24 protein-coding genes are annotated in these 19,633 nt (G+C 30.7%); 11 read left to right on the top strand and 13 right to left on the bottom strand.

The window, feature by feature from the left end:
- The first annotated feature begins 101 nt into the window (after positions 1–101).
- The 5 genes from TX50_RS00520 (at position 102) to TX50_RS00500 (ending at position 5,097) form a co-directional block, all read left to right on the top strand.
- Positions 102–1,514, top strand: a complete 1,413-nt coding sequence (locus TX50_RS00520) for a TIGR03279 family radical SAM protein (RefSeq protein WP_011131736.1) — start codon at positions 102–104, stop codon at positions 1,512–1,514.
- A complete protein-coding gene (locus TX50_RS00515; RefSeq protein WP_011131735.1) occupies positions 1,507–2,937 on the top strand; it encodes a TolC family protein in 1,431 nt (476 codons plus the stop codon). Before TX50_RS00520 ends, TX50_RS00515 begins: the two co-directional genes overlap by 8 nt.
- Positions 2,938–2,939: 2 nt before the next feature.
- Positions 2,940–3,737 (top strand): inositol monophosphatase family protein, encoded by a 798-nt coding sequence (locus tag TX50_RS00510; protein ID WP_011131734.1) that lies wholly within the window; start codon positions 2,940–2,942, stop codon positions 3,735–3,737.
- A gap of 89 nt (positions 3,738–3,826) precedes the next feature.
- Entirely contained in the window at positions 3,827–4,738 is a 912-nt protein-coding gene (locus TX50_RS00505) for a YihY/virulence factor BrkB family protein (protein ID WP_036930417.1), read from the top strand.
- 32 nt (positions 4,739–4,770) lie between these two features.
- Complete coding sequence (locus TX50_RS00500) at positions 4,771–5,097, top strand: hypothetical protein (RefSeq protein WP_011131732.1); 327 nt, start codon at positions 4,771–4,773, stop codon at positions 5,095–5,097.
- A gap of 28 nt (positions 5,098–5,125) precedes the next feature.
- Here the strand turns inward: TX50_RS00500 and TX50_RS00495 are convergent, their stop codons facing one another.
- From TX50_RS00495 to TX50_RS00485, 3 genes are all read right to left on the bottom strand, one after another.
- The gene (locus TX50_RS00495; RefSeq protein WP_011131731.1) at positions 5,126–5,272 is read right to left on the bottom strand and encodes a high light inducible protein; all 147 of its coding nucleotides are present in this window, start codon (positions 5,270–5,272) and stop codon (positions 5,126–5,128) included.
- A 68-nt stretch (positions 5,273–5,340) separates the two neighbouring features.
- Positions 5,341–5,724 (bottom strand): hypothetical protein, encoded by a 384-nt coding sequence (locus tag TX50_RS00490; protein WP_042115974.1) that lies wholly within the window; start codon positions 5,722–5,724, stop codon positions 5,341–5,343.
- A 32-nt stretch (positions 5,725–5,756) separates the two neighbouring features.
- Positions 5,757–6,020: a DUF2973 domain-containing protein gene (locus TX50_RS00485; RefSeq protein WP_011131729.1), complete on the bottom strand. Its 264-nt coding sequence runs from the start codon at positions 6,018–6,020 to the stop codon at positions 5,757–5,759.
- 148 nt (positions 6,021–6,168) lie between these two features.
- Here TX50_RS00485 and TX50_RS00480 point away from each other — a divergent pair, with 148 nt between their 5' ends.
- Positions 6,169–7,317: a trypsin-like peptidase domain-containing protein gene (locus tag TX50_RS00480; RefSeq protein ID WP_011131728.1), complete on the top strand. Its 1,149-nt coding sequence runs from the start codon at positions 6,169–6,171 to the stop codon at positions 7,315–7,317.
- A gap of 7 nt (positions 7,318–7,324) precedes the next feature.
- Here TX50_RS00480 and TX50_RS09540 read toward each other — a convergent pair whose 3' ends face one another.
- Both TX50_RS09540 and TX50_RS00475 read right to left on the bottom strand, forming a co-directional pair.
- Entirely contained in the window at positions 7,325–7,468 is a 144-nt protein-coding gene (locus TX50_RS09540) for a hypothetical protein (RefSeq protein WP_173027939.1), read from the bottom strand.
- Between the two features lie 166 nt (positions 7,469–7,634).
- On the bottom strand, positions 7,635–9,257 hold the full coding sequence (locus TX50_RS00475) for an ABC-F family ATP-binding cassette domain-containing protein (RefSeq protein WP_011131727.1): 1,623 nt from the start codon (positions 9,255–9,257) through the stop codon (positions 7,635–7,637).
- A 70-nt stretch (positions 9,258–9,327) separates the two neighbouring features.
- On the opposite strand from TX50_RS00475, the gene TX50_RS09395 reads away from it, so the two are divergent.
- Complete coding sequence (locus TX50_RS09395; RefSeq protein ID WP_036930386.1) at positions 9,328–9,510, top strand: hypothetical protein; 183 nt, start codon at positions 9,328–9,330, stop codon at positions 9,508–9,510.
- On the opposite strand, the gene TX50_RS00465 is transcribed toward TX50_RS09395, so the two are convergent.
- Together TX50_RS00465 and TX50_RS00460 are read right to left on the bottom strand one after the other, a co-directional pair.
- Complete coding sequence (locus TX50_RS00465) at positions 9,478–9,708, bottom strand: hypothetical protein (RefSeq protein ID WP_011131726.1); 231 nt, start codon at positions 9,706–9,708, stop codon at positions 9,478–9,480. The two genes, TX50_RS09395 and TX50_RS00465, sit on opposite strands and share 33 nt — an antisense overlap.
- Before the next feature lie 35 nt (positions 9,709–9,743).
- Positions 9,744–10,082, bottom strand: a complete 339-nt coding sequence (locus TX50_RS00460) for a hypothetical protein (protein ID WP_011131725.1) — start codon at positions 10,080–10,082, stop codon at positions 9,744–9,746.
- Positions 10,083–10,198: 116 nt separating this feature from the next.
- Between TX50_RS00460 and TX50_RS00455 the strand changes: the two genes are divergently transcribed.
- A complete protein-coding gene (locus TX50_RS00455; RefSeq protein ID WP_011131724.1) occupies positions 10,199–10,507 on the top strand; it encodes a ribbon-helix-helix domain-containing protein in 309 nt (102 codons plus the stop codon).
- On the opposite strand, the gene TX50_RS00450 is transcribed toward TX50_RS00455, so the two are convergent.
- The 4 genes from TX50_RS00450 to TX50_RS00435 are packed head-to-tail and all read right to left on the bottom strand — an operon-like array spanning position 10,508 to position 15,696.
- Entirely contained in the window at positions 10,508–11,212 is a 705-nt protein-coding gene (locus TX50_RS00450) for a potassium channel family protein (RefSeq protein WP_011131723.1), read from the bottom strand.
- 18 nt (positions 11,213–11,230) lie between these two features.
- Positions 11,231–12,634 (bottom strand): potassium transporter TrkG, encoded by a 1,404-nt coding sequence (locus TX50_RS00445; protein ID WP_011131722.1) that lies wholly within the window; start codon positions 12,632–12,634, stop codon positions 11,231–11,233.
- Positions 12,635–12,643: 9 nt separating this feature from the next.
- Positions 12,644–14,452, bottom strand: coding sequence for an SLC13 family permease (locus TX50_RS00440; protein WP_011131721.1), 1,809 nt, complete (start codon positions 14,450–14,452; stop codon positions 12,644–12,646).
- Positions 14,453–14,511: 59 nt separating this feature from the next.
- Positions 14,512–15,696, bottom strand: coding sequence for an NAD(P)/FAD-dependent oxidoreductase (locus TX50_RS00435; protein ID WP_011131720.1), 1,185 nt, complete (start codon positions 15,694–15,696; stop codon positions 14,512–14,514).
- 95 nt (positions 15,697–15,791) lie between these two features.
- On the opposite strand from TX50_RS00435, the gene TX50_RS00430 reads away from it, so the two are divergent.
- Both TX50_RS00430 and TX50_RS00425 read left to right on the top strand, forming a co-directional pair.
- Positions 15,792–16,514, top strand: coding sequence for a phosphoadenylyl-sulfate reductase (locus tag TX50_RS00430; protein WP_011131719.1), 723 nt, complete (start codon positions 15,792–15,794; stop codon positions 16,512–16,514).
- Between the two features lie 18 nt (positions 16,515–16,532).
- Entirely contained in the window at positions 16,533–17,213 is a 681-nt protein-coding gene (locus TX50_RS00425; RefSeq protein ID WP_011131718.1) for a type III pantothenate kinase, read from the top strand.
- Between the two features lie 5 nt (positions 17,214–17,218).
- On the opposite strand, the gene bcp is transcribed toward TX50_RS00425, so the two are convergent.
- Entirely contained in the window at positions 17,219–17,686 is a 468-nt protein-coding gene (gene bcp / locus TX50_RS00420) for a thioredoxin-dependent thiol peroxidase (protein WP_011131717.1), read from the bottom strand.
- Between bcp and TX50_RS00415 the strand changes: the two genes are divergently transcribed.
- Positions 17,686–18,342 carry a 4'-phosphopantetheinyl transferase family protein gene (locus tag TX50_RS00415; RefSeq protein ID WP_011131716.1) on the top strand — a complete coding sequence of 219 codons (657 nt, stop codon included), beginning with the start codon at positions 17,686–17,688 and terminating at the stop codon, positions 18,340–18,342. The genes bcp and TX50_RS00415 overlap by 1 nt on opposite strands.
- On the opposite strand, the gene TX50_RS00410 is transcribed toward TX50_RS00415, so the two are convergent.
- Positions 18,339–19,628: an AAA family ATPase gene (locus TX50_RS00410; protein ID WP_011131715.1), complete on the bottom strand. Its 1,290-nt coding sequence runs from the start codon at positions 19,626–19,628 to the stop codon at positions 18,339–18,341. The two genes, TX50_RS00415 and TX50_RS00410, sit on opposite strands and share 4 nt — an antisense overlap.
- Between the last annotated feature and the right edge of the window lie 5 nt (positions 19,629–19,633).

Raw genomic sequence — 19,633 nt, 5'->3', positions numbered from 1 at the left:
GAAATAAATTAATCATATTTAGTATTTTAAGAGTATTTAATATACTTTGAGTCTTATATGAGTTTACAATAAATATAAAGATAAAAGATTGGTCTTTAATTGTGTGGAAAGAAATTAATTATAAAGAGGATTCTAATGATCTTTTGATTCCGAATATTAACTACCAAATTAATCCAGCAGAAATTGAAAGTATTGAAAATAATTCTATTGCTGAAGAAATAGGCTTTGAATCAGGTGATTCGATTATTAGTATTAATGGTAAGAAACCTAGAGACTTAATTGATTATCAGATCCTGATTAGTGAAGAAATTTTAGATATATCGGTATTGGATAAAAACAAGAAGATTCACAACATTAGTATTGAAAAAGATCAAGATGACAATTTAGGAATTAATTTTAAAGATGCATTATTTGACTCAATCAAACAATGTAATAATAAGTGTCCTTTTTGCTTTATAGATCAACAACCAAATGGTAAAAGAAAAAGTCTTTACGTAAAAGATGATGACTATAGATTAAGTTTTCTATATGGTTCATATCTAACCCTAACCAATTTAAATAAAGATGACTGGAATAGAATATCAACACAAAAACTCTCACCGCTTTTTATTTCAATACATGCCACTGACCCAAAGACCCGAGAAAAATTATTAAAAAATAAAAAAGCAAGTCAAATTCTTGAACAAATTGAATGGTTAGAACAAAATTCAATCCAGATACACGCGCAAATAGTTGTATGTCCCGAAATTAATGATGGTAAAATCTTAGAAAAATCTATTTACGATCTTGCAAAATTTCATAAAAAAAGTTTTAAAACGGTACTTTCAACAGCCATAGTTCCAGTAGGCCTCACAAAGTTTAGGCCTGAAAACGATGGCTTAATAGCGATAAGCAAAAAATATGCAAGAAAAATTATTCAACAAGTTGAAAAATTTCAAACCTCTCTACAAAAAAGTATTGGAACTCGGTTTTGTTGGCTTGCCGACGAATGGTACTTAATAGCTGGTCTCAAATTACCAAGCTATAAAACATATGAAAATATGCCCCAAGAATCTAATGGAGTTGGTTCAATACGAAGTTTTCTTAAAACATTAGAAACTAAAACAAAATCTCTTCCTGAAAAAATAGATAAACAAAGAAAAGTCAGTTGGGTTGTTGGGAAATTAGTTTATGAAGCACTGCTTCCAACAGTGAAAAAACTTAATAAAATTGATGGCCTCAGAATTAATCTATATGGTTTGCCAAGTGTTTACTGGGGGCAAGATCAAGTTGTAACAGGGCTTTTAACTGGTGAAGATTTAATTATTGGACTACAAAATAAGGATCTAGGAGAAAGTATATTTATACCATCGATAATGTTAAAGCTTAATAGTGATTTGTTTTTGGATGACAAAAATATAACTGAAGTTTCAAATAAACTGAAAACTAATATTCACGTTCTTGATGATACAAATGATATTATTAGTAATCTAATCGGTTTATCTAAAACAAAAGAAATACCTAATTATGCTTAGAAAACTTATACATCCAATTTTAATTTTGCCTTTTTGTTTGTATATTAATTCTCAAGAAGCATTATTAAGTAAGGCTAATAATAGTATTGAAGAAATCCTTCATGAAAACGAAAACCAAATATTCCTTAATTATTCAGATATAGATAATATTACTCTAAAGAATAATCGAGAACTTAAAGCATTAGAAAGTTTAGTCAATTCAACAATGTTTACTCTTTCGAGCAAAATCGCTAAAAGATATCCCTCATTAGATTTGCAAGCCAGTGGATTACCAAAATATACTTCGGGTAAAAATTATAACAGTAGCTCATCTACTACAAAAACTTCCCAATTTTCAGCAAATCCATCCCTTAATATTAAATTAGACTTAATAGACCCTCTAAGGGGATCTGAAATTAAAATAGCTAGAAATAATTACGCAATAGCTAAAAATAATTATGAGATTAAAAAGAAAGATCTCATAAAAGAGGCAAAATCTAGATATCACAAATTACAAAAGTCTTATCAGGATATTAAAAACAAAACATTATCTCTTGATTTATCAATTACTAGTTTGAAAGATGCTCAGTCAAAATTTGATGCAGGGATAGGAACAAAATTTGAGGTTCTTGAAGCTGAAGCACAATTATCTAGAGATATGCAATCACTAAATGAGAAAAAAATTCAGAATCAGATTAATAAAATTGAACTAAAAGAAATCTTAAATATAAATGGGGACTTCGAGATTAATCAAAAGCAAAAATTAATAGGTTTCTGGAACCATAAATTAAACAAGAATATTACTGAGGGTTTGGCAAATAGCCTTTCCCTCAAAAATATTAATCTAAAAAAATCAATCAAAGAAAATCAAGCTAAGAATTATTTGAATGTTTACAAGCCAAATGTTTATATAAGTAATAATTTTACTAGTTCGTTTTCTAAGGGTGACTCTTTGTCAGTCAAAATAGACCCTGAAAAATCTGGATCTTCATATACAAATACTGTAAGCTTAAACTTTAGTTGGAATATTTTTGACGGCGGGCAAAATAAAAATTTATATAAATCAAGCAAAGCTGATGTAAAATCCGAAGATTACTCCTATAAAAATATTGAAAATGTTTTAAAGACAAATATTAGTAAAGCTTATTTGAATTTAAAATTAAATGAGGAAAAAATTCTTTCATCTCTAAAAGAAATTTCTTCTACAGAAGAATCCTTAAGATTAGCAAGATTAAGATATGACATAGGAATATCTACACTAAAAGATGTTCTTGTAAGACAAAAAGAGTTAAGTAATGCTAATTCAAAAAAAATTGATTCAATTTATAATTACAATTTAAATTTAGATGAATTAGTTAGATTGACTTTTCTTGAAATAAGTAATATTTGTAACGAGGAAAATAATCTTATCAAAAATGAAATTCAATCTATTTGCAATATCTGAATATGAATAAGAATAATTTAACCAGTCAACAGTTAAAAGATTTAGAATCTTTATTTGAATTGGTTAGTGATCGCCAATTAAAAGATTTTGGAAACATCAGTGCTAGCAACAAGTCAGATGGTTCGTTAATCACTAGTTGTGATTTATGGAGCGATAAAACAATAGTAGGAGCTCTATCTAAAATTGCTCCAAATGAAGGGGTTCTAAGTGAAGAGGGAGGAAAGATAGTTCCTAATACAAATGCTTATTGGATAGTAGATCCTCTTGATGGGACGACAAATTTTGCTGCAGGAATTCCATATTGGTCTATTTCGGTAGCAAGATTTGTGGATGGTACCCCTCAATCTTCTTTTTTAATCATTCCTACATTAAAGAAAAAATTTGTAGCAATCAAAGGAGAAGGTGTTTGGCTTAACAACAAGAAAATTGAGGTTAATAATAATCAAAAAAGTGAATGCGTATCTTTATGCAGTAGATCTATTAAAATTTTACAAAAAAATCCTAGTTCTATATTTCCTGGGAAAATAAGACTTCTTGGTGTATCCAGTTTAAATTTAACAAGCGTTGCAATGGGACAAACTTTTGGGGCAATAGAATCAACTCCTAAAATATGGGACATTGCGGCAGCATGGCTATTACTTGAGGAGCTAAATTGTTCAATTGAATGGTTAGAAATAAACCCTATGCATTTAACTGCAAAACAAGATTTACAAGATACTAATTTTCCCTTAATTGCCTCCATAACAAAAGAAAAAATGAAAGTATTAAGACCATGGGGCAATTTATTATTGGAAAATTAGTTGCATCATAAATATATAAAAGACTTGAAAAATATCCCTATTGGATAGAATAAAAAAGATTTTGGAATAAGTATTTGAAGAGAATCAATATCCAGCGCAGTACAACATGGATTATTAAAAGTTTATGGGGAGCTTGTGAAAGATGGAGTAAATCGGATTGTATTGATTTAAGCGCTGCTTTTGCTTATTACACTCTTCAGTCATTCTTTCCAATACTCCTTATTTCTCTTTCAATAGCTTCTTGGTTTCTAGGTAAGCAAGATGGTTTAGATCAACAAATAATATCTGTTGCCGCTCAAATTTTACCTCCATCGGTTGTTGAATTAGTTGAAACAACATTATTTAACTTAATTGACCAAGGCTTTGGAGCAGGTATTTTAGGAGCTATGTTTTTACTATTTACTGCTGGCAACGCCTACTTATCACTTCAAAGAGGTTCAGATAGGCTATGGGAAGATCAGCTACCTTCAAGAAGAATAAACTCTGCCTGGCAAGAGCAAGCATCAAGATTTCTTAGGAACAGAATTGAAGCTTTCTTGGTAGTATTTTTTATAGGGTTTTTAATGGTATTAGATCAAATCAGTGCAAACCTCAGAATGATTCCAACTACTGTTTTAGAAAAGATATCAAATTCTAGTAATTTCATATCTGAATTCATTATAAAATTACCACTCTTACAAGTTGGTCAATTTGCTTTGCCACTGGTAGGATTTTCATTAATGGCTTTATTACTTCAAGCACTATTGCCTAGTAGAAAAGTTCCTTTAAAACCACTAATCCCTGGTTCAATTCTGATTGGAATTGGGCTAACTACTCTTAATCTAGCAGTAAGTAAAAGTATTCTTTCCCTTGGGACAAGATTTCAAGCATATGGTTTTATTGGAGGTTTTTTAGTACTAACTTTATGGGTTTGGCTATTAGGCGTCGTTTTATATTTTGGACAATGTTGGAGTGTGGTTATAGCTAGTATGTCTTTAACAAGCAGGAGAAGAAAAAATTAATTCTAAAAGAATCACATGTTTCCTTTTCTAAAATGAACAAAAATTTATTCACCTACTCTTTAATTTTTTTAATATTAATTTCCCTTTTTGGATTTAACTTTTTTTTAAATCTTATCGGAAATCTTTTATTACTTATATTTTTAATTCCTCTTTTAATACTTGCTGTTTTATTGATAAGTTTTAATTCCTTAAAGTCAAAAGTAAATACTTGTAATCAGTGTGGCACTGTGACTTTAGGAATTAATAATACCTGCATGAATTGTGGTGCAGATTTAGAAAATACAAATTCAAAAAGCTCAGAAATTTTGAAAAAACCCAGCGAAACTACAATTGAAGTAAAAGCAGAGGAAATTAAGTGATTGTCCTTAAATACTTCTTGAAAAAAATTTAACCAATCCCAATTTGTCTTAGAATACTTTGTCCTGTAATCAATTCTGTACCTAAACCTATCAATATTCCCATCATTGCCATTCTTCCGTTCCAAGTTTCTGCAAAGTTGACAAAACCAAATCTTGGTTGATTATCCTCATTCATAATGATTTATTCGAAAAAGTAACTATATTTTAGCGTTATAAGGTTGAATTTATGTAAAAATTCATGATTTATCTAACATGTCTTATTCCATCAACTGGCTTGTACTCATCTCCAGTTAATTCTTCATATATTATCGATGGCAAACCTGTTTCAAACATAGTTTGGAGAGCTTCTTTAAGCATTGGGTTCCAACCTCCAGTACTTACTTTTCCATGTCTTACGGTCCAATCCCAAGTTCCTTGTAGATCTCTTGGCATTCTTCCCTCTCTATCTCTCCTGGCAACTAAATCAAGAGACTCCACTATTCCAACTATTACTGGATTTTTTCCATAAGAAGGCGTTATACTCAATTCAAGTCTGACAGGATCTTCCTTAACCATTTTAAGACGAAACCTTGGCGGTAACTTAAGTGATCTAATAACTCCGGCGACAATCTTTGTTCTTAATTCCAAATTTTTATCCGTAATAAATGTGTTTAATGAATTTAATCAGTTGTAGTTCCCTTTTCCTCCAGAGTTGAATCTGTATCATTAGAAAACCTTACTGTAAGTAATTCTTCTTGAGTTATATTTCCAGATTTATCAAGAAGTTCAGGATGAATAGTATATTTTTTTTGTTTGATATTTGTTTTGTAAGAACGATTTGGTTGTTTATCAAGTGCCCCCCAACCATTTGACATTACTTTAAAAGCTTTCCAAACTAAATAGGTTAGAGCAGCTGAATAAACTATTGGAAATAAGAAAGACATTTAGTGTATTAATCTATTATTACTTATGATCTATAATAGCTCGAAAAAAATAAATTTAGCTAATTTAAAGAAACATATTCTTCTATTTGCCAAATAATTTGAGCGATTTATGTAATTTTCACTAACATAAATAATAAATTATAAACGAATGTTTTCAAAGACAATCACAAAAGGAAAATTTATAAAATTATCTTTTAAAAAACTATTCTTCCTATCCTGTTTAACACTTGGCCTAATTAATAAATCAAATGTAATATCTCAGCCCATAGTAAATCAAAATCTTAATGAAGAATCTAAAATTTCAAATATATCTTTCATAACAAAAGCAGTAAAGAAAACAGGGGCTTCAGTAGTAACTATTGACACTCAAAGATTTGTTGAAAATAGACAATTTTCTAGAGATTCAAGAATATTCTTAGATCCATATTTTGAAAGATTCTTCGGCTTACAATTACCTCCTGAAAATCAACCACGGATAGAACAGAGCCAAGGAAGCGGCTTTATATTCGGAGATGGTCTCGTAATGACTAATGCACATGTTGTTAATAGATCACAAAAGTTAATAGTTGGTTTATCAAACGGAAAAAAATATAAAGGGAAGTTAATAGGACAAGACTTACTTACTGATTTAGCTGTTATCAGGCTTGAAGGAAAAGGACCTTGGCCAAAAGCAAAGTTAGGTGATTCAACAAAAATTGAAGTTGGTGATTGGGCAATAGCTGTTGGTAATCCTTTTGGACTAGAAAATACAGTAACCCTAGGAATAATTAGTAACTTAAATAGAAATGTCTCACAATTAGGAATATATGATAAAAAGTTTGAATTAATTCAGACAGATGCAGCAATTAACCCTGGAAATTCTGGGGGTCCATTATTAAATAGTAAGGGAGAAGTGATTGGAATTAATACTCTTATTAGATCAGGCCCTGGGGCAGGCTTAAGTTTTGCAATCCCAATAAATAAAGCTAAAAATATCGCTTCGCAACTGATAAAAAATGGAACAGTAATACATCCCATGATTGGAATCAACTTAATAGACGAAAATTATTTTGAGACGAATGAAAGTATTGTAAAAGTAGGATACGTTGTCCCAAATAGCCCCGCTGCAAAGAGCGGAATTTTTATTAATGACATAATCCTAAAAGTGGGGAAAACAAATATTAATAATTCTTCTGATGTTATCAATGAAATAAGCAACAACGGAATTAATAAATTTATAAATATAACCTTAAAAAGAAAAAATAAAATTATTAAATTAAAAGTTAAACCTATAGATATTACTAAATTAACAAAATAAAAATTCTTTAACTTTCATCGTCTCTAAGTATTTCTACGCATTGAGAGATACAAATACCATCAGAAATATCACAACTAGAAATACACTCAAAATAACTTTCTACTGGATCAAAAGTAACATATTTACTTTCTTTTAAATCATACTTTTTCATAAGTATTCTCAATAAAACAAATTCGTAATTATTACATTAATCAAAGTTATGAAGTCTGTAAAGAAAAATAAGTGATCTTGCCTAGAGGATTGTAAAGTTTTCTAAAAGCTATTCGTCACAACTAAAAAAAATAAGAAAAAAATATTTAAAAGATAAACATAAACGGTTATTTTATACTTCTTTTCTTCTCTAAAAAATATTCATAATTACCATTAAAAGATAATAATTTAGAGTCTTTAATTTCAATAATTCTATTTGCAACTTTTGAAATAAAATATCTATCATGGGAAATAATAAATACTGTTCCCTTATAATTATTTATTGCTAGTTCCAAATTCTCTTTCGATTGTAGATCTAAATGATTTGTAGGTTCATCAAGAAGTAAAAAATTGCTTGGATTCATTATCATCAAAGCCAATGCTAATCTAGCTTTTTCGCCACCACTAAGTTGTTGAACATGTTTAAAAACAGAATCATTATGAAAGCCAAAACTTCCTAAGAATGTCCTTACTTTTTGTTGAGACCAATCTGGTGCTTTTGAATATATTAAATCAATAACCTGTTTTTCAACAGCAAGTGCTGCAGCCTGATTTTGCTCATAATAACTTGTAATTATATTATGTTTACCTAAATTAACTTCTCCTATTTCGGGTTCTATTTTTTTCATAATCAACTTTAACAAAGTAGATTTACCACAACCATTAGGACCTAAAATTGCTATTTTTTCGCCCGCAGAAACCCTTAAATTGACATCGAATAATAGTATCTTTTCTTCAAAACTATGAGATAAATTCTTAATTTGAAGAACCAATTTACCAGAACGCGGACACTCAGGAAAATTAAAAGAAGGACTTTTTAGTCTTGAAATAGGTGCATCAATTTTCACAATCTTTTTTAATTGCTTCTCCCTACTTTTAGCTTGTGTACTCCTTGTAGCACTAGCTCGAAATCTTTCAATATACTTTTTTTGTGTTTCGATCTCTTTTTGCTGCAACTCAAAAGCTTTACTTTGAGTTGCCTCATTTAAAGACTTTTGTTCAATAAAAAAAGAATAATTCCCATTATATGTTTCAGAAATTCCTCTTTCTATAAAAATAATCTTTTTACATAGTTTATCTAAAAAATATCGATCATGACTAATTAATATGATGGATATTTTTAGAGATATTAAATATTCCTCTAACCAAAAAATTGTTTCCAAATCCAAATGGTTAGTTGGCTCATCGAGTAAAAGTAGATCAGGTTTTTGCAAAATAATTTTTCCGAGAGCAACTTTCATTTGCCAACCCCCAGAAAAATTACCTACCAATTTGTCTGCATCATTCTGAGAAAAACCTAGTTTTGGCAGTATCTTCTCTACTTCTGCCTGCATTTGGTAGCCACCTAAAACTTCAAACTTTTCTTGAAATTTGGCTAGTTGATTTACAAGATGATCAAGTTTTTCAGAGTCTTTGCTAGTTTCTAAAAATTTCATTTCATTTTCAATCTCTAGAAGTTTATTTGAAACTACTTGAATATCTTTAAAAGAACTTTCTAATTCTTCTCTGACTGTTCGATTTAAATTACAATCCAATTCCTGTTTTAAGTGAGAAATTTTGGGACTTCCTTCTTTAAGAACAAGTCCACTTGTTTGATCCTCCTCTCCAATTAAGATTTTAAACTGAGTAGATTTACCTGCTCCATTAGAACCAACTAAGCCTATCTTTTCTCCCTTCCTAATTTCCCAATTAATATTTTTTAGAACAACATCAGTAGAGTAAATTTTACTTACATTATCAAATCTAATCACTTTAAAAAAATTGAATTTACAAACTTAGAGACTTTTTACCAAAAAAATTTTTGTGGAATAAAATTGTTATATGAAAAGAATAGAACAAATAGTGGTAATTTTCATAGCTGCAGCATTGGCAATTCCAAGTTACTGGTTTTTTTGGACATTAGCTGGTGGTGGAGGTTACAACAGAAGAATAGCCCCAACATTAAAAGAAGGAACTACGCAAAATCTTTTGCTAAAGACCTCCTCGAGCCTTGATCAACCATAATTTAGTTGCTTCGTCATCAACAGTCGACAAATACTCTATTACCTCTTCTTTAGTAACCTGAATATCTACTTGTTTACCAATCTCGCAAATTTTTTCAAGAGCTGATTTTGGATTATTAAGAGCCATCAAAAATAAACTTTGTTTTTTTCTTGAATCATCGGCTATCAAGTTATAGAGTTTTTCAACATTACTAGTCATCAGTTTCTATTAATTCATATCTATAGACTATTCCCTCAAGCTACATTTTGTTCATTATTTTTATTTATAGAAAAATCATGATCAGTATCTTTTATTTCTTTGGCTGAGGCATCTGCCATACTTCTTGCATCTAAACATAGAACTTTCCTAAGCTTTGCAAAATTAGCAGCATGAGATATTCTTCCATCTTTCTGAGCATAATATTCAGAACGTTGCAAAATTTGATGCAGATGTGTCAACAAATACGGACTGATCACTGCAGATACTAATACATCACTATTCTCGTTACTTAAAGACTCAGACTGTATTAATTTTTTTTTCTTTTTATCAATTGTTGATCTTTGAGAAGAATCAAGATTTCTTGAATTTTGCATAATTTATACGAGGAACAAATTAATCAAAGGCTTATATCCTTACTATTAATATACACAAAGATACTACCCTTGACTAACTGTGTATACTTATAAGTAACAGTTATTAAGTTTGACTAATGGCAACCCGCCAAAACTCAACTAATGGGAAGCCAAAATCCCCTAGAATACAGGTGGTTCTTCCAGAATTGATTTGTGAGCAACTAAATATTTTAGCTGAGAATGAATCAAGAACTGTCAGCAATATGGCCAAGGTATTAATTCAGCAAGGAATTAAAAATCATCTCAAAAGAGAAGCCAAATCACAAACATCAGATACTGCAGTTAATACTGAGAATTTCCGGGATACATTAGAAAGACAAAGTATTAAAAGATTAAAAGGGGCTCCTCAAAGGATTAGGTATACCAAAAAATCCGAGAATAAATAATTAATTTTGAGGTAATTTTTGTAAATCTAAAGTTTTCCCCATAACTACCAAAATATTTCCTCTCTCAAGAATATATTTTGCAGGAGGATTCACTGTTAATTGTTCCGGAGGACCAGCAGCAAGAACGTTAACTAAATAATTTTTTCTTAAATTTAAATCTCTTAAAGATCTACCAATAAATTCTTCTGGAACTGTTAATTCATCTATTCCAGTTTGATTGTCCAATTCTAATCTTTCAATTAGATTTGGTCTAACAAGTTCTAAACCTAACCTTTCACCTTGCATTCTAGAAGGGAAAACGACCTTATCAGCACCTACTCTTTTTAACATCTTTTCATGCAAATCACTCGTAGCTCTTGCAATTACTCTTTTTACTTTTGTTCCTTCACTATCCTTAGCAATAAGAGTAGTGGTAATACTTGCTTCAATAGGCTCACTAATACCGACTACAACTGTATTCATCTCTAAGATACCTGATTCCTTCATTGATTCCTCATCAGTACAATCTATTACTCTGGCTTCAATAGAAGGTTCTAATTGTCTTAAATCATCAATAGCCTTCTCAGAAGCATCTGCAGCTAAAACATCTACGCCATTACTTATAAGTTCTCTACAAACAGCCGTTCCAAATCTTCCAACTCCTACAACTGCGAAAGTTAGAGCTTGCTCTTCTTTTTGTTGAGACCATTGCCACCAATCAGCCATAATAAATATTTGTAAAGGCTAAACATAAAGATCAGCTTTTGGATAGCCAATTCTTTTTTGTCTTTCTATTCTACTCTTATATAGAGCCTGCCACAGAGCACTTAAAAGCAAAAGAATCCCAAGTCTTCCCACGAACATACCAATAATTAAAATAAATTGACCAAAATGATTTAATTTTGCTGTCAAACCGATATCAAAACCTACAGTTGCAAATGCAGAAATACATGTGAAAAGAATTTCTAGAAATGTAAATGATTCTTTTTTAATAAAAGTATTCGTAGTACTTAATAACATAGCCATCAAGAGAACAAAAAGTAAAGAGCCAACAGTTATTCCAACTGCTTTCAAAATAACCTTATCTGAAATTAATCTATTACTAATAATTACATCTTTTTGTCCCCTTAACGTTGATCTAGTTGCTGCCATTAAGGCAATAAAAGTTGTAGTTTTGATTCCACCACCAGTACCACCGGTGCTAGCTCCAATAAACATCAACGTCATTAATAGCAAGAGACCAGTATCTGATATTGAGTTTAAAGATATTGGAAAATTTGTAAATCCCGCTGTTCTTGCACTCACAGTCTCGAAAATAGATGATAAAACTTTCTCAAAGAAATTTAGATCACTAAAAAATTGACTATTTAATAATGTCTCTGTTATGAAAAAACCTAATGATCCAAAAATTATTAAGGAAAAACTTGTCCTAATTACTAATCTAGAATGAAGACTTAATTTTTTATATGAAAGATTTTTTCTATTACTCCATATATCGTCAATAACTCTCCAACCAAGTCCTCCCATCACAATTAAAAAAATAAATACAACATTAACAACAAAATTAGATCGATAATCTTGAAGGCTTTTAGACCATAAAGAAAAACCTGCATTGTTATATGCAGAAATGCTATGAAAAATTGCAGACCATAATCTTTGCCAATTATTTTGAATTTCTAAAAAACCGAAAAAATACAATACTATTGCACCAAAAGAAATAATAGAAGTGGCAGTAATAGCGATGCTTTGAAAAGTTCTACCAATTCCACCAACCCCAAATTCGTCAAGAGTCTTGCCTTTATCCAATCTAGTTCTAAGCTGAGTCCCTTTCACAACAAATCCTTGTAAGAAAGTTGTAATAGCCATTAAGCCTAAACCACCTGATAAAAGCATTAAAGCTAAGAAAATTTGCCCAAAAATATTTAAATCAACCCCTACATCAATGATAGTTAATCCAGTAACGGTTATTGCAGAAGTAGACGTAAAGAATGCTTCCCACAAACCCACATCCGATGAAGAACATAATGGGGAACTTAAAATTAAGGTTCCAAAAATAATAATAATTAAACCTGTGACAATAGTGAATTGAGGTACAGATAACTTTCTGTATATTTCTTTTAATTTATAAACAACGTTCTTTATTTTCACTTTATTTAATTATTTAAAATTTAAAATTATCAAAGCAGGCACAATCAAAGACATTATAAGTGTTAAACCCGCCCCATATTTTGCAATATCAAAAAATCTATATCTCCCAGGTCCATAAACCATTAAATTTGTTTGATAACCCATTGGAGTTAAGAATGATTGACTTGCACCGAACAATACAAGCATTATCAGGGCATTTGGTGAGATCCCTAGAACGCTTGAAAACTGAATAGCTACAGGCAATATCAGCGCGACAGAAGCAGCGTTACTTATAAATTGAGTTAGTATTACAGTTGATATAAAAATTACTATTAAAGCAAAATAAAGTGGCATTCCACTTAGGATAAAATCCAAATTTATGGCTATTAGATCTGCCAATCCAGTGACTTGCATAGCTACACTGAAGCTTGATAGTGAACCTAATAATAAAATAATATCTAACCTAATTGACCTTTGTATTTCTGCAGGACGCAAACATCCAAAAGCAACCATCGCTATAACTGCTAAAAGAACTGACCCTACTAATGGAATATTAGTTAGAGCAGGCAAGAGAACCATACCAATTGCAATTGCAATTGCAATTGGTTTTCTAATTAAAAATGGTAAATCATCTTCAAATTGATCTAAAATTAATAAGTCGTTACTTGCTTGCAGACCTCTTATTGAGTCTAAAGGTGCCTGAAGTAACAAAACATCTCCTGCTCTTAAAACGGCTTGACCTAATCTTTCCTGAACAGTTTGTTGTCCTCTTCTGAGGGCTAAAACTGTGGCATTATGGCGTTGCCTAAATCTCAGTTCTCTCAAGCTTGCTCCTGCTAAAGTTGATCCTGAAGGGAGCAAAGCCTCGAAAGTTTTAGTACCTTCTTCATTAGAGAGAAGATTTGTTCCGACAATAGATCTCTTGTTTTCAGCTAACAAAATTGTATGTTCTTGTTGTAATCGCAATAAATCTGCCCTCGTAACACGTACTATCAATCTATCTTCAGGCTCAAATTTGCGATCTGCAAGAGGAGGTAATATTACTTTTCCGTTTCTTTGCAACTCAAGAACATCAACATCAAATCTTCTTTGTAATCTACTATTTCTTACTGATTGGCCAACTAATTCGGAGGAAGAAGGAATGGTAACTTCTGTAAAATAGATATTCATATTACCATTTTTAATAAAATCTTTATTTCTTCCTCTATCAGGCAAAAGAACATCAGAGACTAAGATCATATATGTTGTGCCTATTAACCAAACTGGAATCCCTATTGAAGTCAAGCTAAATAATTCAAGAGAACCATAGCCTAATTGCTGACTAATATCACTTACTAGCAGATTTACTGAGCTACCTAATAATGTAAGTGTTCCTCCTAATAGAGTTGCAAAAGATAAAGGTAAAAGGACTTTGGAAGGTGAAATATTTCGTCGTTCACACCAGCCTTCAATTAAAGGCAAAAGGGAAGCTACAACTGGCGTATTGGGAACGATTCCAGATATTGGAGCTATTAAAAAAGTTATAAGTAAAATTAATTTTCTAGGCGTTTTAATATTTTCAGAGGATATAAGCTCCCTTACTCTGTCTAACGCACCACTTTTAAATAATGCAGATGAGACTGCAAATAAACCCATCAAAGTGATTAAAGATGGGCTTCCAAATCCAGATAAGGCTTTTTCAGGGGTTAGAACTCCAGTGACAATAAATATTCCAACGCATAATAAACCAGTTAATTCAGGGGCTATAGTATTTTTTATAAATAAAATTAATGACAGAAATAAAACTAATACTGTTATTAGTGCATCTAAATTATTACTAAAAAAAGAAATCAGATTCATATCAAACTTATTTAACTCAATATACCTATAAACAATAGGCCACAAAAGTTTAAGCTTATTTATGGTTTTTTATTAATAAAGTTATTTATAGTAGATTTTTTTTGAAATAACCAAGAAGCCGTAGATTTTAAGCTTTTACTAATATCAGGCATTTTTGAAGCATAAATCAATCTTCTTGCTTCAAATGCAAATTTACCCGATAAAGTTACACCTAAAGCAGAGATGGATGCTTCACCAATTCCTAAACTAATCATTTCACCATTGTCCTCAAAATTAAAAGGCAAAAGCTCTTTTTCTTGAAAGAGTAATTCGATATTTTTAGCAAGATGATTTCCTTGTTGCATTGCAACTTGAGCGGTCAAAGGCAAATCCTCCATACCTTTAATAATTGAAATATCTCCAATAGCAAAAGAGTTTACACAATTATCTATCTGAAAATTTTCATTCACGAGAATTCTTCCATCTTTTTGTGTGACTTGTGCGTCAATGTATGGAAGGTTAGGTTTGACCCCAGCAGTCCAGATCACAATATCTTGATCTAAGTCTTTAATCTCAGAACCATCCAAAATACTAATTTTTTGGTCAGAAATTTCTTGAACAGTTGAATTTAAAAGAACATTTATTTTTCTTTTTTCTAAAGCTTTCTCGGCTTCTTCTCGATTAAAAATCTTATTTCGACCTAAAATTTCATTAGACCTTTCAACAATACTTATATCAAATTTATTTTTATATATATCATTAATTTTGCATGCGATCTCTACCCCAGAAGGACCAGCTCCAATTACAAATAAGTTTTTCTTAATTTTGTCATTCTGAAACTTTTGTAAAAACGACTTTAATTTTTTAAGATCATTTAAATTATTGAAAAAATAACAATTTTCATCTACTCCTCTAACTGAAAAATTACTAGATAAGGATCCTGTACAAAGAATCAAACATTCATAACCTATATTTAAATCATCACTAAATTCGAGAATCTTTTCATCAAATCTAATTTTAGTTAAACAATTTCTTAGAAATGTAATACCTAAATTTGAAAATATATTTGAAAATTCAGGAGCAGTCTCCCACATTGATAATTCTTCGCTTAAAACTTCATACATTAAAGGTTTAAATATAAACTTTGCTTCAGAATCAACGACTAGGATCGGCAAAGAAGGATTAAGTTCTTTTAAGTTTGAAGCAACTGTCATACCTCCAAAGCCTGCTCCAACTATTACTATTGGTTTTTTTATTGATTTCATGAAGGATATATAGTTAAACCTAAATGTATTATTAAATTAAACGAATAATACTCAAACTGAGCGAAATAAACTCTAATCCCTAACTACCTTTGATAATGATTAAGAAAACGCTAGAAAGTATTCAACTTAATTTAGAAGGGCATAATAAAAAATTAAAAGATATGACCCCCAAAGAAATAATATTATGGGGTTATAAAAACTTTGGTAATCAATTCGCTATTACAACAAGCTTTGGTATACAATCATCAGTTATTTTACATATGGTGCATCAGCACTCACTACAAAAAAAAATTAAGATTTTCTGGATAGATACAGGTTACTTACCCTCAGAGACTTATAAATATGCAGAGAGACTAATTAATGATTTATCTTTAGAAATTGAGGTTTTACAAAGTGAACTATCTCCAGCAAGAATGGAATCCCTTTATGGAAAACTTTGGGAAACTAATAAATCTAGTGATTTAGATAAATACCATGACATAAGAAAAATCAAACCTTTAGAAAATGCTTTAGATAAACACGACATATTCTGCTGGGCTAGCGGTGTTAGATCGGAGCAAACGAAAAATAGGAATAAAATGAATTTTGTTGACGTAATTCGCAAACGACTTTCTTTAAGGCCCTTACTCAACTGGAAAAACAAAGATATTTTTTATTACATGAAAGAAAATCAATTACCGTCACACCCACTTTTCTCAAAAGGTTATTCAACTGTTGGAGATTGGCATTCCAGTTCTCCTGAAAGTGTTGATAAAGAAGGCAGGACAACAAGATTTGGCGGAATGAAGCAAGAATGTGGAATTCATACTGAAAATTAAATTTTTCTTTTAGGGCCTATGATTGATGATATTAATTTCCTTTTAGTTGGCAATAGCAGGCTTCACTGGGCAGAAAATTTACAATCAAAGTATAAGTTTTTTCACACACAAAAAAATAATAATGTGCCTCAAAATATCAATTTAAATAATTTAATTTGGGCATCAGTAGGTAAATTACCAGATTTGTCTCTTAAGCAAGAAAATAGGATCTCAACTCAAGATATTAAATTAAAAAACCTTCCGAATCATTTTGGGGTTGATAGAGCTCTTGGTTGTTTGGAAGCTTTAAAAATAATAGAGAACCCATCCAGAAAAGATCTATTAGTAGCAGATTTTGGAACAACTTTATCTATTACGAAGTTAACTGCAAAAGGCTCTATTATCGGTGGGCAAATAACACCTGGTTTCCTGACACAGCTAAGATCTATGGAGAAATATACCGATAATCTTAAAGCTCCAAAAAAATATGATATTCCTGTTCAAGATTTTCTAATTAATACAGAAGATTCAATGTTAAAGGGAGTATCTAACTCTCTCATGGGTGTGATTAATTTATCATTTAACCCTGCTAAGGATATTTTGATTGTGTGCGGAGGCGACTCTGAATTAATTGGTAGTCTATTAAAGCAAAAGAAAGAAGAAATTATTATCTCCCCGAATTTAGTTATGCAAGGGATGATCACACACTTCAATCATTAGAATAATTACCTTAATCCTAAATCTGAAATAATATGGTCTGCCATAATAGCTGCTTTAACCTTAAGATAAATTTTTTCGACTTTACCATCAACATCAATTAAAAAAGTATTTCTCATCATTCCCATATATTCCTTGCCCATAAATTTTTTAAGGCCATAACTATCATAATCAGAAGAGGTTTTATAAGGTTCAGGGTCAGTCAAGAGAACAAAAGGTAAGTCAAATTTTTCAATGAATTTCTGATGTGAAGCAGCGCTATCTTTACTAATTCCCAGAACTACAAAGTTATTTTGCTTAAGTAAATCCCAATTTTCTTTAAAATTACAAGCCTCTTTAGTACATCCTGGAGTATTATCTTTTGGATAAAAATATAGTATTATTCTTTTACCTTTAAAATCTTTTAAAGATACATCTTTTTCAAAAGAGTCTTTTAAATTAAATTCTGGTGCTTTATCACCAACCTTAAGAGCCATTGACATTATTAAATAACTATGAATATAAAATACCAAAAATCTGGTTTCATGAGATAAAAGGTGTACAAGATGTCGCAACACTGAATGAACTTGAAATCGCAAATAAGCTTTCTAGACATCGAGCAAATATTTTTTTAGAAAGCAGAGCTTATATAAGACAATGTTTAGGAAATCTTTTTAATTTAAATCCATTAGAGGTACCCATAATTGCAAATCCAGGAGAACCTCCTGAATTACCAAAAGGGATGGGGTATTGTAGTTTTAGTCATTGCAATGATGCAATTATATTAGTTTGGCATGAAAGAAAAATTGGGATTGATATTGAGAGACTTGATAGAAATTTCAATTATGAAAAATTAGCGAAAAAATATTTCTTCAAATCAAATAGTTTAAATACTACGAGCGAATCATATAGAAAAACCATCTTAAATCAATGGTGTGCAGTTGAGGCCGCCATAAAATGGGATCATGGGAAGTTAGCTGAAGACATAAAGGAATGGCAATATTCTGAAAATGACAAAATCTTATTTCATAATAAAAAGAAACTGAAGTTAAAATTTACCCAAATTAACTTATATAAATGGACTATCTCTTTAGCTTATAAAGATACTTCTCACTTTATACCTAATATTATTTGCAGCTCAAAAATGGTCTAACTTTTTTGTTTTTTAGGTAAATCTTCATATTTATTTTTTTCCCATCCAGAATCTTTTGGTTTCCAAAACTTAATTCCTTGTAAATCTGTTGGCAGATATTCTTGTTGCAACCACTTCCCTTGATAATTATGTGGATTCAAGTAATTACTAGCATTATTTTTCAGATGATTGGGAACTAACGATACGTTAGTAGCCTTAATTGCTTCTAGCGCTTTAAAAATTGATTTAGTACTATTACTCTTTGGAGAAATTGCTAAGTATAAAGAGGCTTGTGAAAGAAAAAATAATCCTTCAGGAAAACCGACTCGATCAAAAGCATCACAACATGATTGCACAACAACTATTGCATTGGGATCTGCAAGACCTATATCCTCACAAGCGGAAATCAAAAGTCTTCTAAAAATAAAATTTGGATCTTCACCAGCTTCTACCATATTGGCAAGCCAATATAAAGTCGCATCTGGGTCTGAACCCCTAATAGATTTTATAAATGCACTAATAACATCAAAATGATTTTGTCCATTTTTGTCATATACAATATTTTTCTTTTGGATTGAATCTTCAGCAATTGCGAGATCAATAACAACCAAGTTTTCTTTATTTTCCTTGGTAATACTAATACCTAACTCTAAAGCGTTTATGAGATTCCTCGCATCGCCTCCAGAAAATTTTATTAAATGATTAATTGCCTCTTCTTTTATTTCAACAACCTTGGAATCTTTAAGGCAGGAGTAATACTTTATTACTTTATCAATTATTTTCTTCAAATCATTCTTATTCAAAGGAAGTAATGAGAAAATACGAGCTCTACTTATTAGAGCTTTATTTACGGCAAAGAAAGGGTTTTCTGTTGTAGCGCCAATAAAAGTAATGGTGCCATTTTCAATTGAGGGCAACAAAGCATCTTGTTGAACTGAGGTGAATCTATGTACCTCATCAATAAATAAAATTGTTTTCCTATTAGAACTACGTAATCTTTCCTTCGCATTAGCAATCTCAGTTCTTAACTCCTTAATACTAGACAAAACAGCGTTTAACTTTATTAATGAAGAACGAGTATTAGAAGATATAATCTCAATTAAAGTTGTTTTACCTACACCAGGCGGTCCAGAAAAAATAATATTTCCTACCTTATCATTCAAAATTGCATTTCTTAATAAAGAATCATGTCCTAAAATGGATTCCTGACCGAAAAAGTCATCTAAATTTTTTGGTCTTAATTTATCCGCTAATGGCGCGTTACTTTCTATTCGATAAGTATTGCTAAATAAATTATCTGACTCCATGTTTT

Source organism: Prochlorococcus marinus subsp. pastoris str. CCMP1986, assembly GCF_000011465.1.
In the GTDB taxonomy this organism is placed as follows: Bacteria; Cyanobacteriota; Cyanobacteriia; order PCC-6307; family Cyanobiaceae; genus Prochlorococcus_A; species Prochlorococcus_A pastoris.
This window is presented reverse-complemented; position numbering and strand designations above follow the sequence as displayed.

What these genes read in the sequence shown, in the direction of transcription:
- TX50_RS00430 (WP_011131719.1), top strand. Translation starts at nt 15,792, where the DNA reads ATGATTAAGAAAACGCTAGAAAGTATTCAACTTAATTTAGAAGGGCAT.
- TX50_RS09540 (WP_173027939.1), bottom strand. Translation starts at nt 7,468, where the DNA reads ATGAAAAAGTATGATTTAAAAGAAAGTAAATATGTTACTTTTGATCCA.
- TX50_RS00480 (WP_011131728.1), top strand. Translation starts at nt 6,169, where the DNA reads ATGTTTTCAAAGACAATCACAAAAGGAAAATTTATAAAATTATCTTTT.
- TX50_RS00460 (WP_011131725.1), bottom strand. Translation starts at nt 10,082, where the DNA reads ATGCAAAATTCAAGAAATCTTGATTCTTCTCAAAGATCAACAATTGAT.
- TX50_RS00450 (WP_011131723.1), bottom strand. Translation starts at nt 11,212, where the DNA reads ATGGCTGATTGGTGGCAATGGTCTCAACAAAAAGAAGAGCAAGCTCTA.
- bcp (WP_011131717.1), bottom strand. Translation starts at nt 17,686, where the DNA reads ATGGCTCTTAAGGTTGGTGATAAAGCACCAGAATTTAATTTAAAAGAC.
- TX50_RS00485 (WP_011131729.1), bottom strand. Translation starts at nt 6,020, where the DNA reads ATGTCTTTCTTATTTCCAATAGTTTATTCAGCTGCTCTAACCTATTTA.
- TX50_RS09395 (WP_036930386.1), top strand. Translation starts at nt 9,328, where the DNA reads ATGAAAAGAATAGAACAAATAGTGGTAATTTTCATAGCTGCAGCATTG.
- TX50_RS00410 (WP_011131715.1), bottom strand. Translation starts at nt 19,628, where the DNA reads ATGGAGTCAGATAATTTATTTAGCAATACTTATCGAATAGAAAGTAAC.
- TX50_RS00495 (WP_011131731.1), bottom strand. Translation starts at nt 5,272, where the DNA reads ATGAATGAGGATAATCAACCAAGATTTGGTTTTGTCAACTTTGCAGAA.
- TX50_RS00515 (WP_011131735.1), top strand. Translation starts at nt 1,507, where the DNA reads ATGCTTAGAAAACTTATACATCCAATTTTAATTTTGCCTTTTTGTTTG.
- TX50_RS00500 (WP_011131732.1), top strand. Translation starts at nt 4,771, where the DNA reads ATGAACAAAAATTTATTCACCTACTCTTTAATTTTTTTAATATTAATT.
- TX50_RS00440 (WP_011131721.1), bottom strand. Translation starts at nt 14,452, where the DNA reads ATGAATCTGATTTCTTTTTTTAGTAATAATTTAGATGCACTAATAACA.
- TX50_RS00425 (WP_011131718.1), top strand. Translation starts at nt 16,533, where the DNA reads ATGATTGATGATATTAATTTCCTTTTAGTTGGCAATAGCAGGCTTCAC.
- TX50_RS00455 (WP_011131724.1), top strand. Translation starts at nt 10,199, where the DNA reads ATGGCAACCCGCCAAAACTCAACTAATGGGAAGCCAAAATCCCCTAGA.
- TX50_RS00510 (WP_011131734.1), top strand. Translation starts at nt 2,940, where the DNA reads ATGAATAAGAATAATTTAACCAGTCAACAGTTAAAAGATTTAGAATCT.
- TX50_RS00465 (WP_011131726.1), bottom strand. Translation starts at nt 9,708, where the DNA reads ATGACTAGTAATGTTGAAAAACTCTATAACTTGATAGCCGATGATTCA.
- TX50_RS00435 (WP_011131720.1), bottom strand. Translation starts at nt 15,696, where the DNA reads ATGAAATCAATAAAAAAACCAATAGTAATAGTTGGAGCAGGCTTTGGA.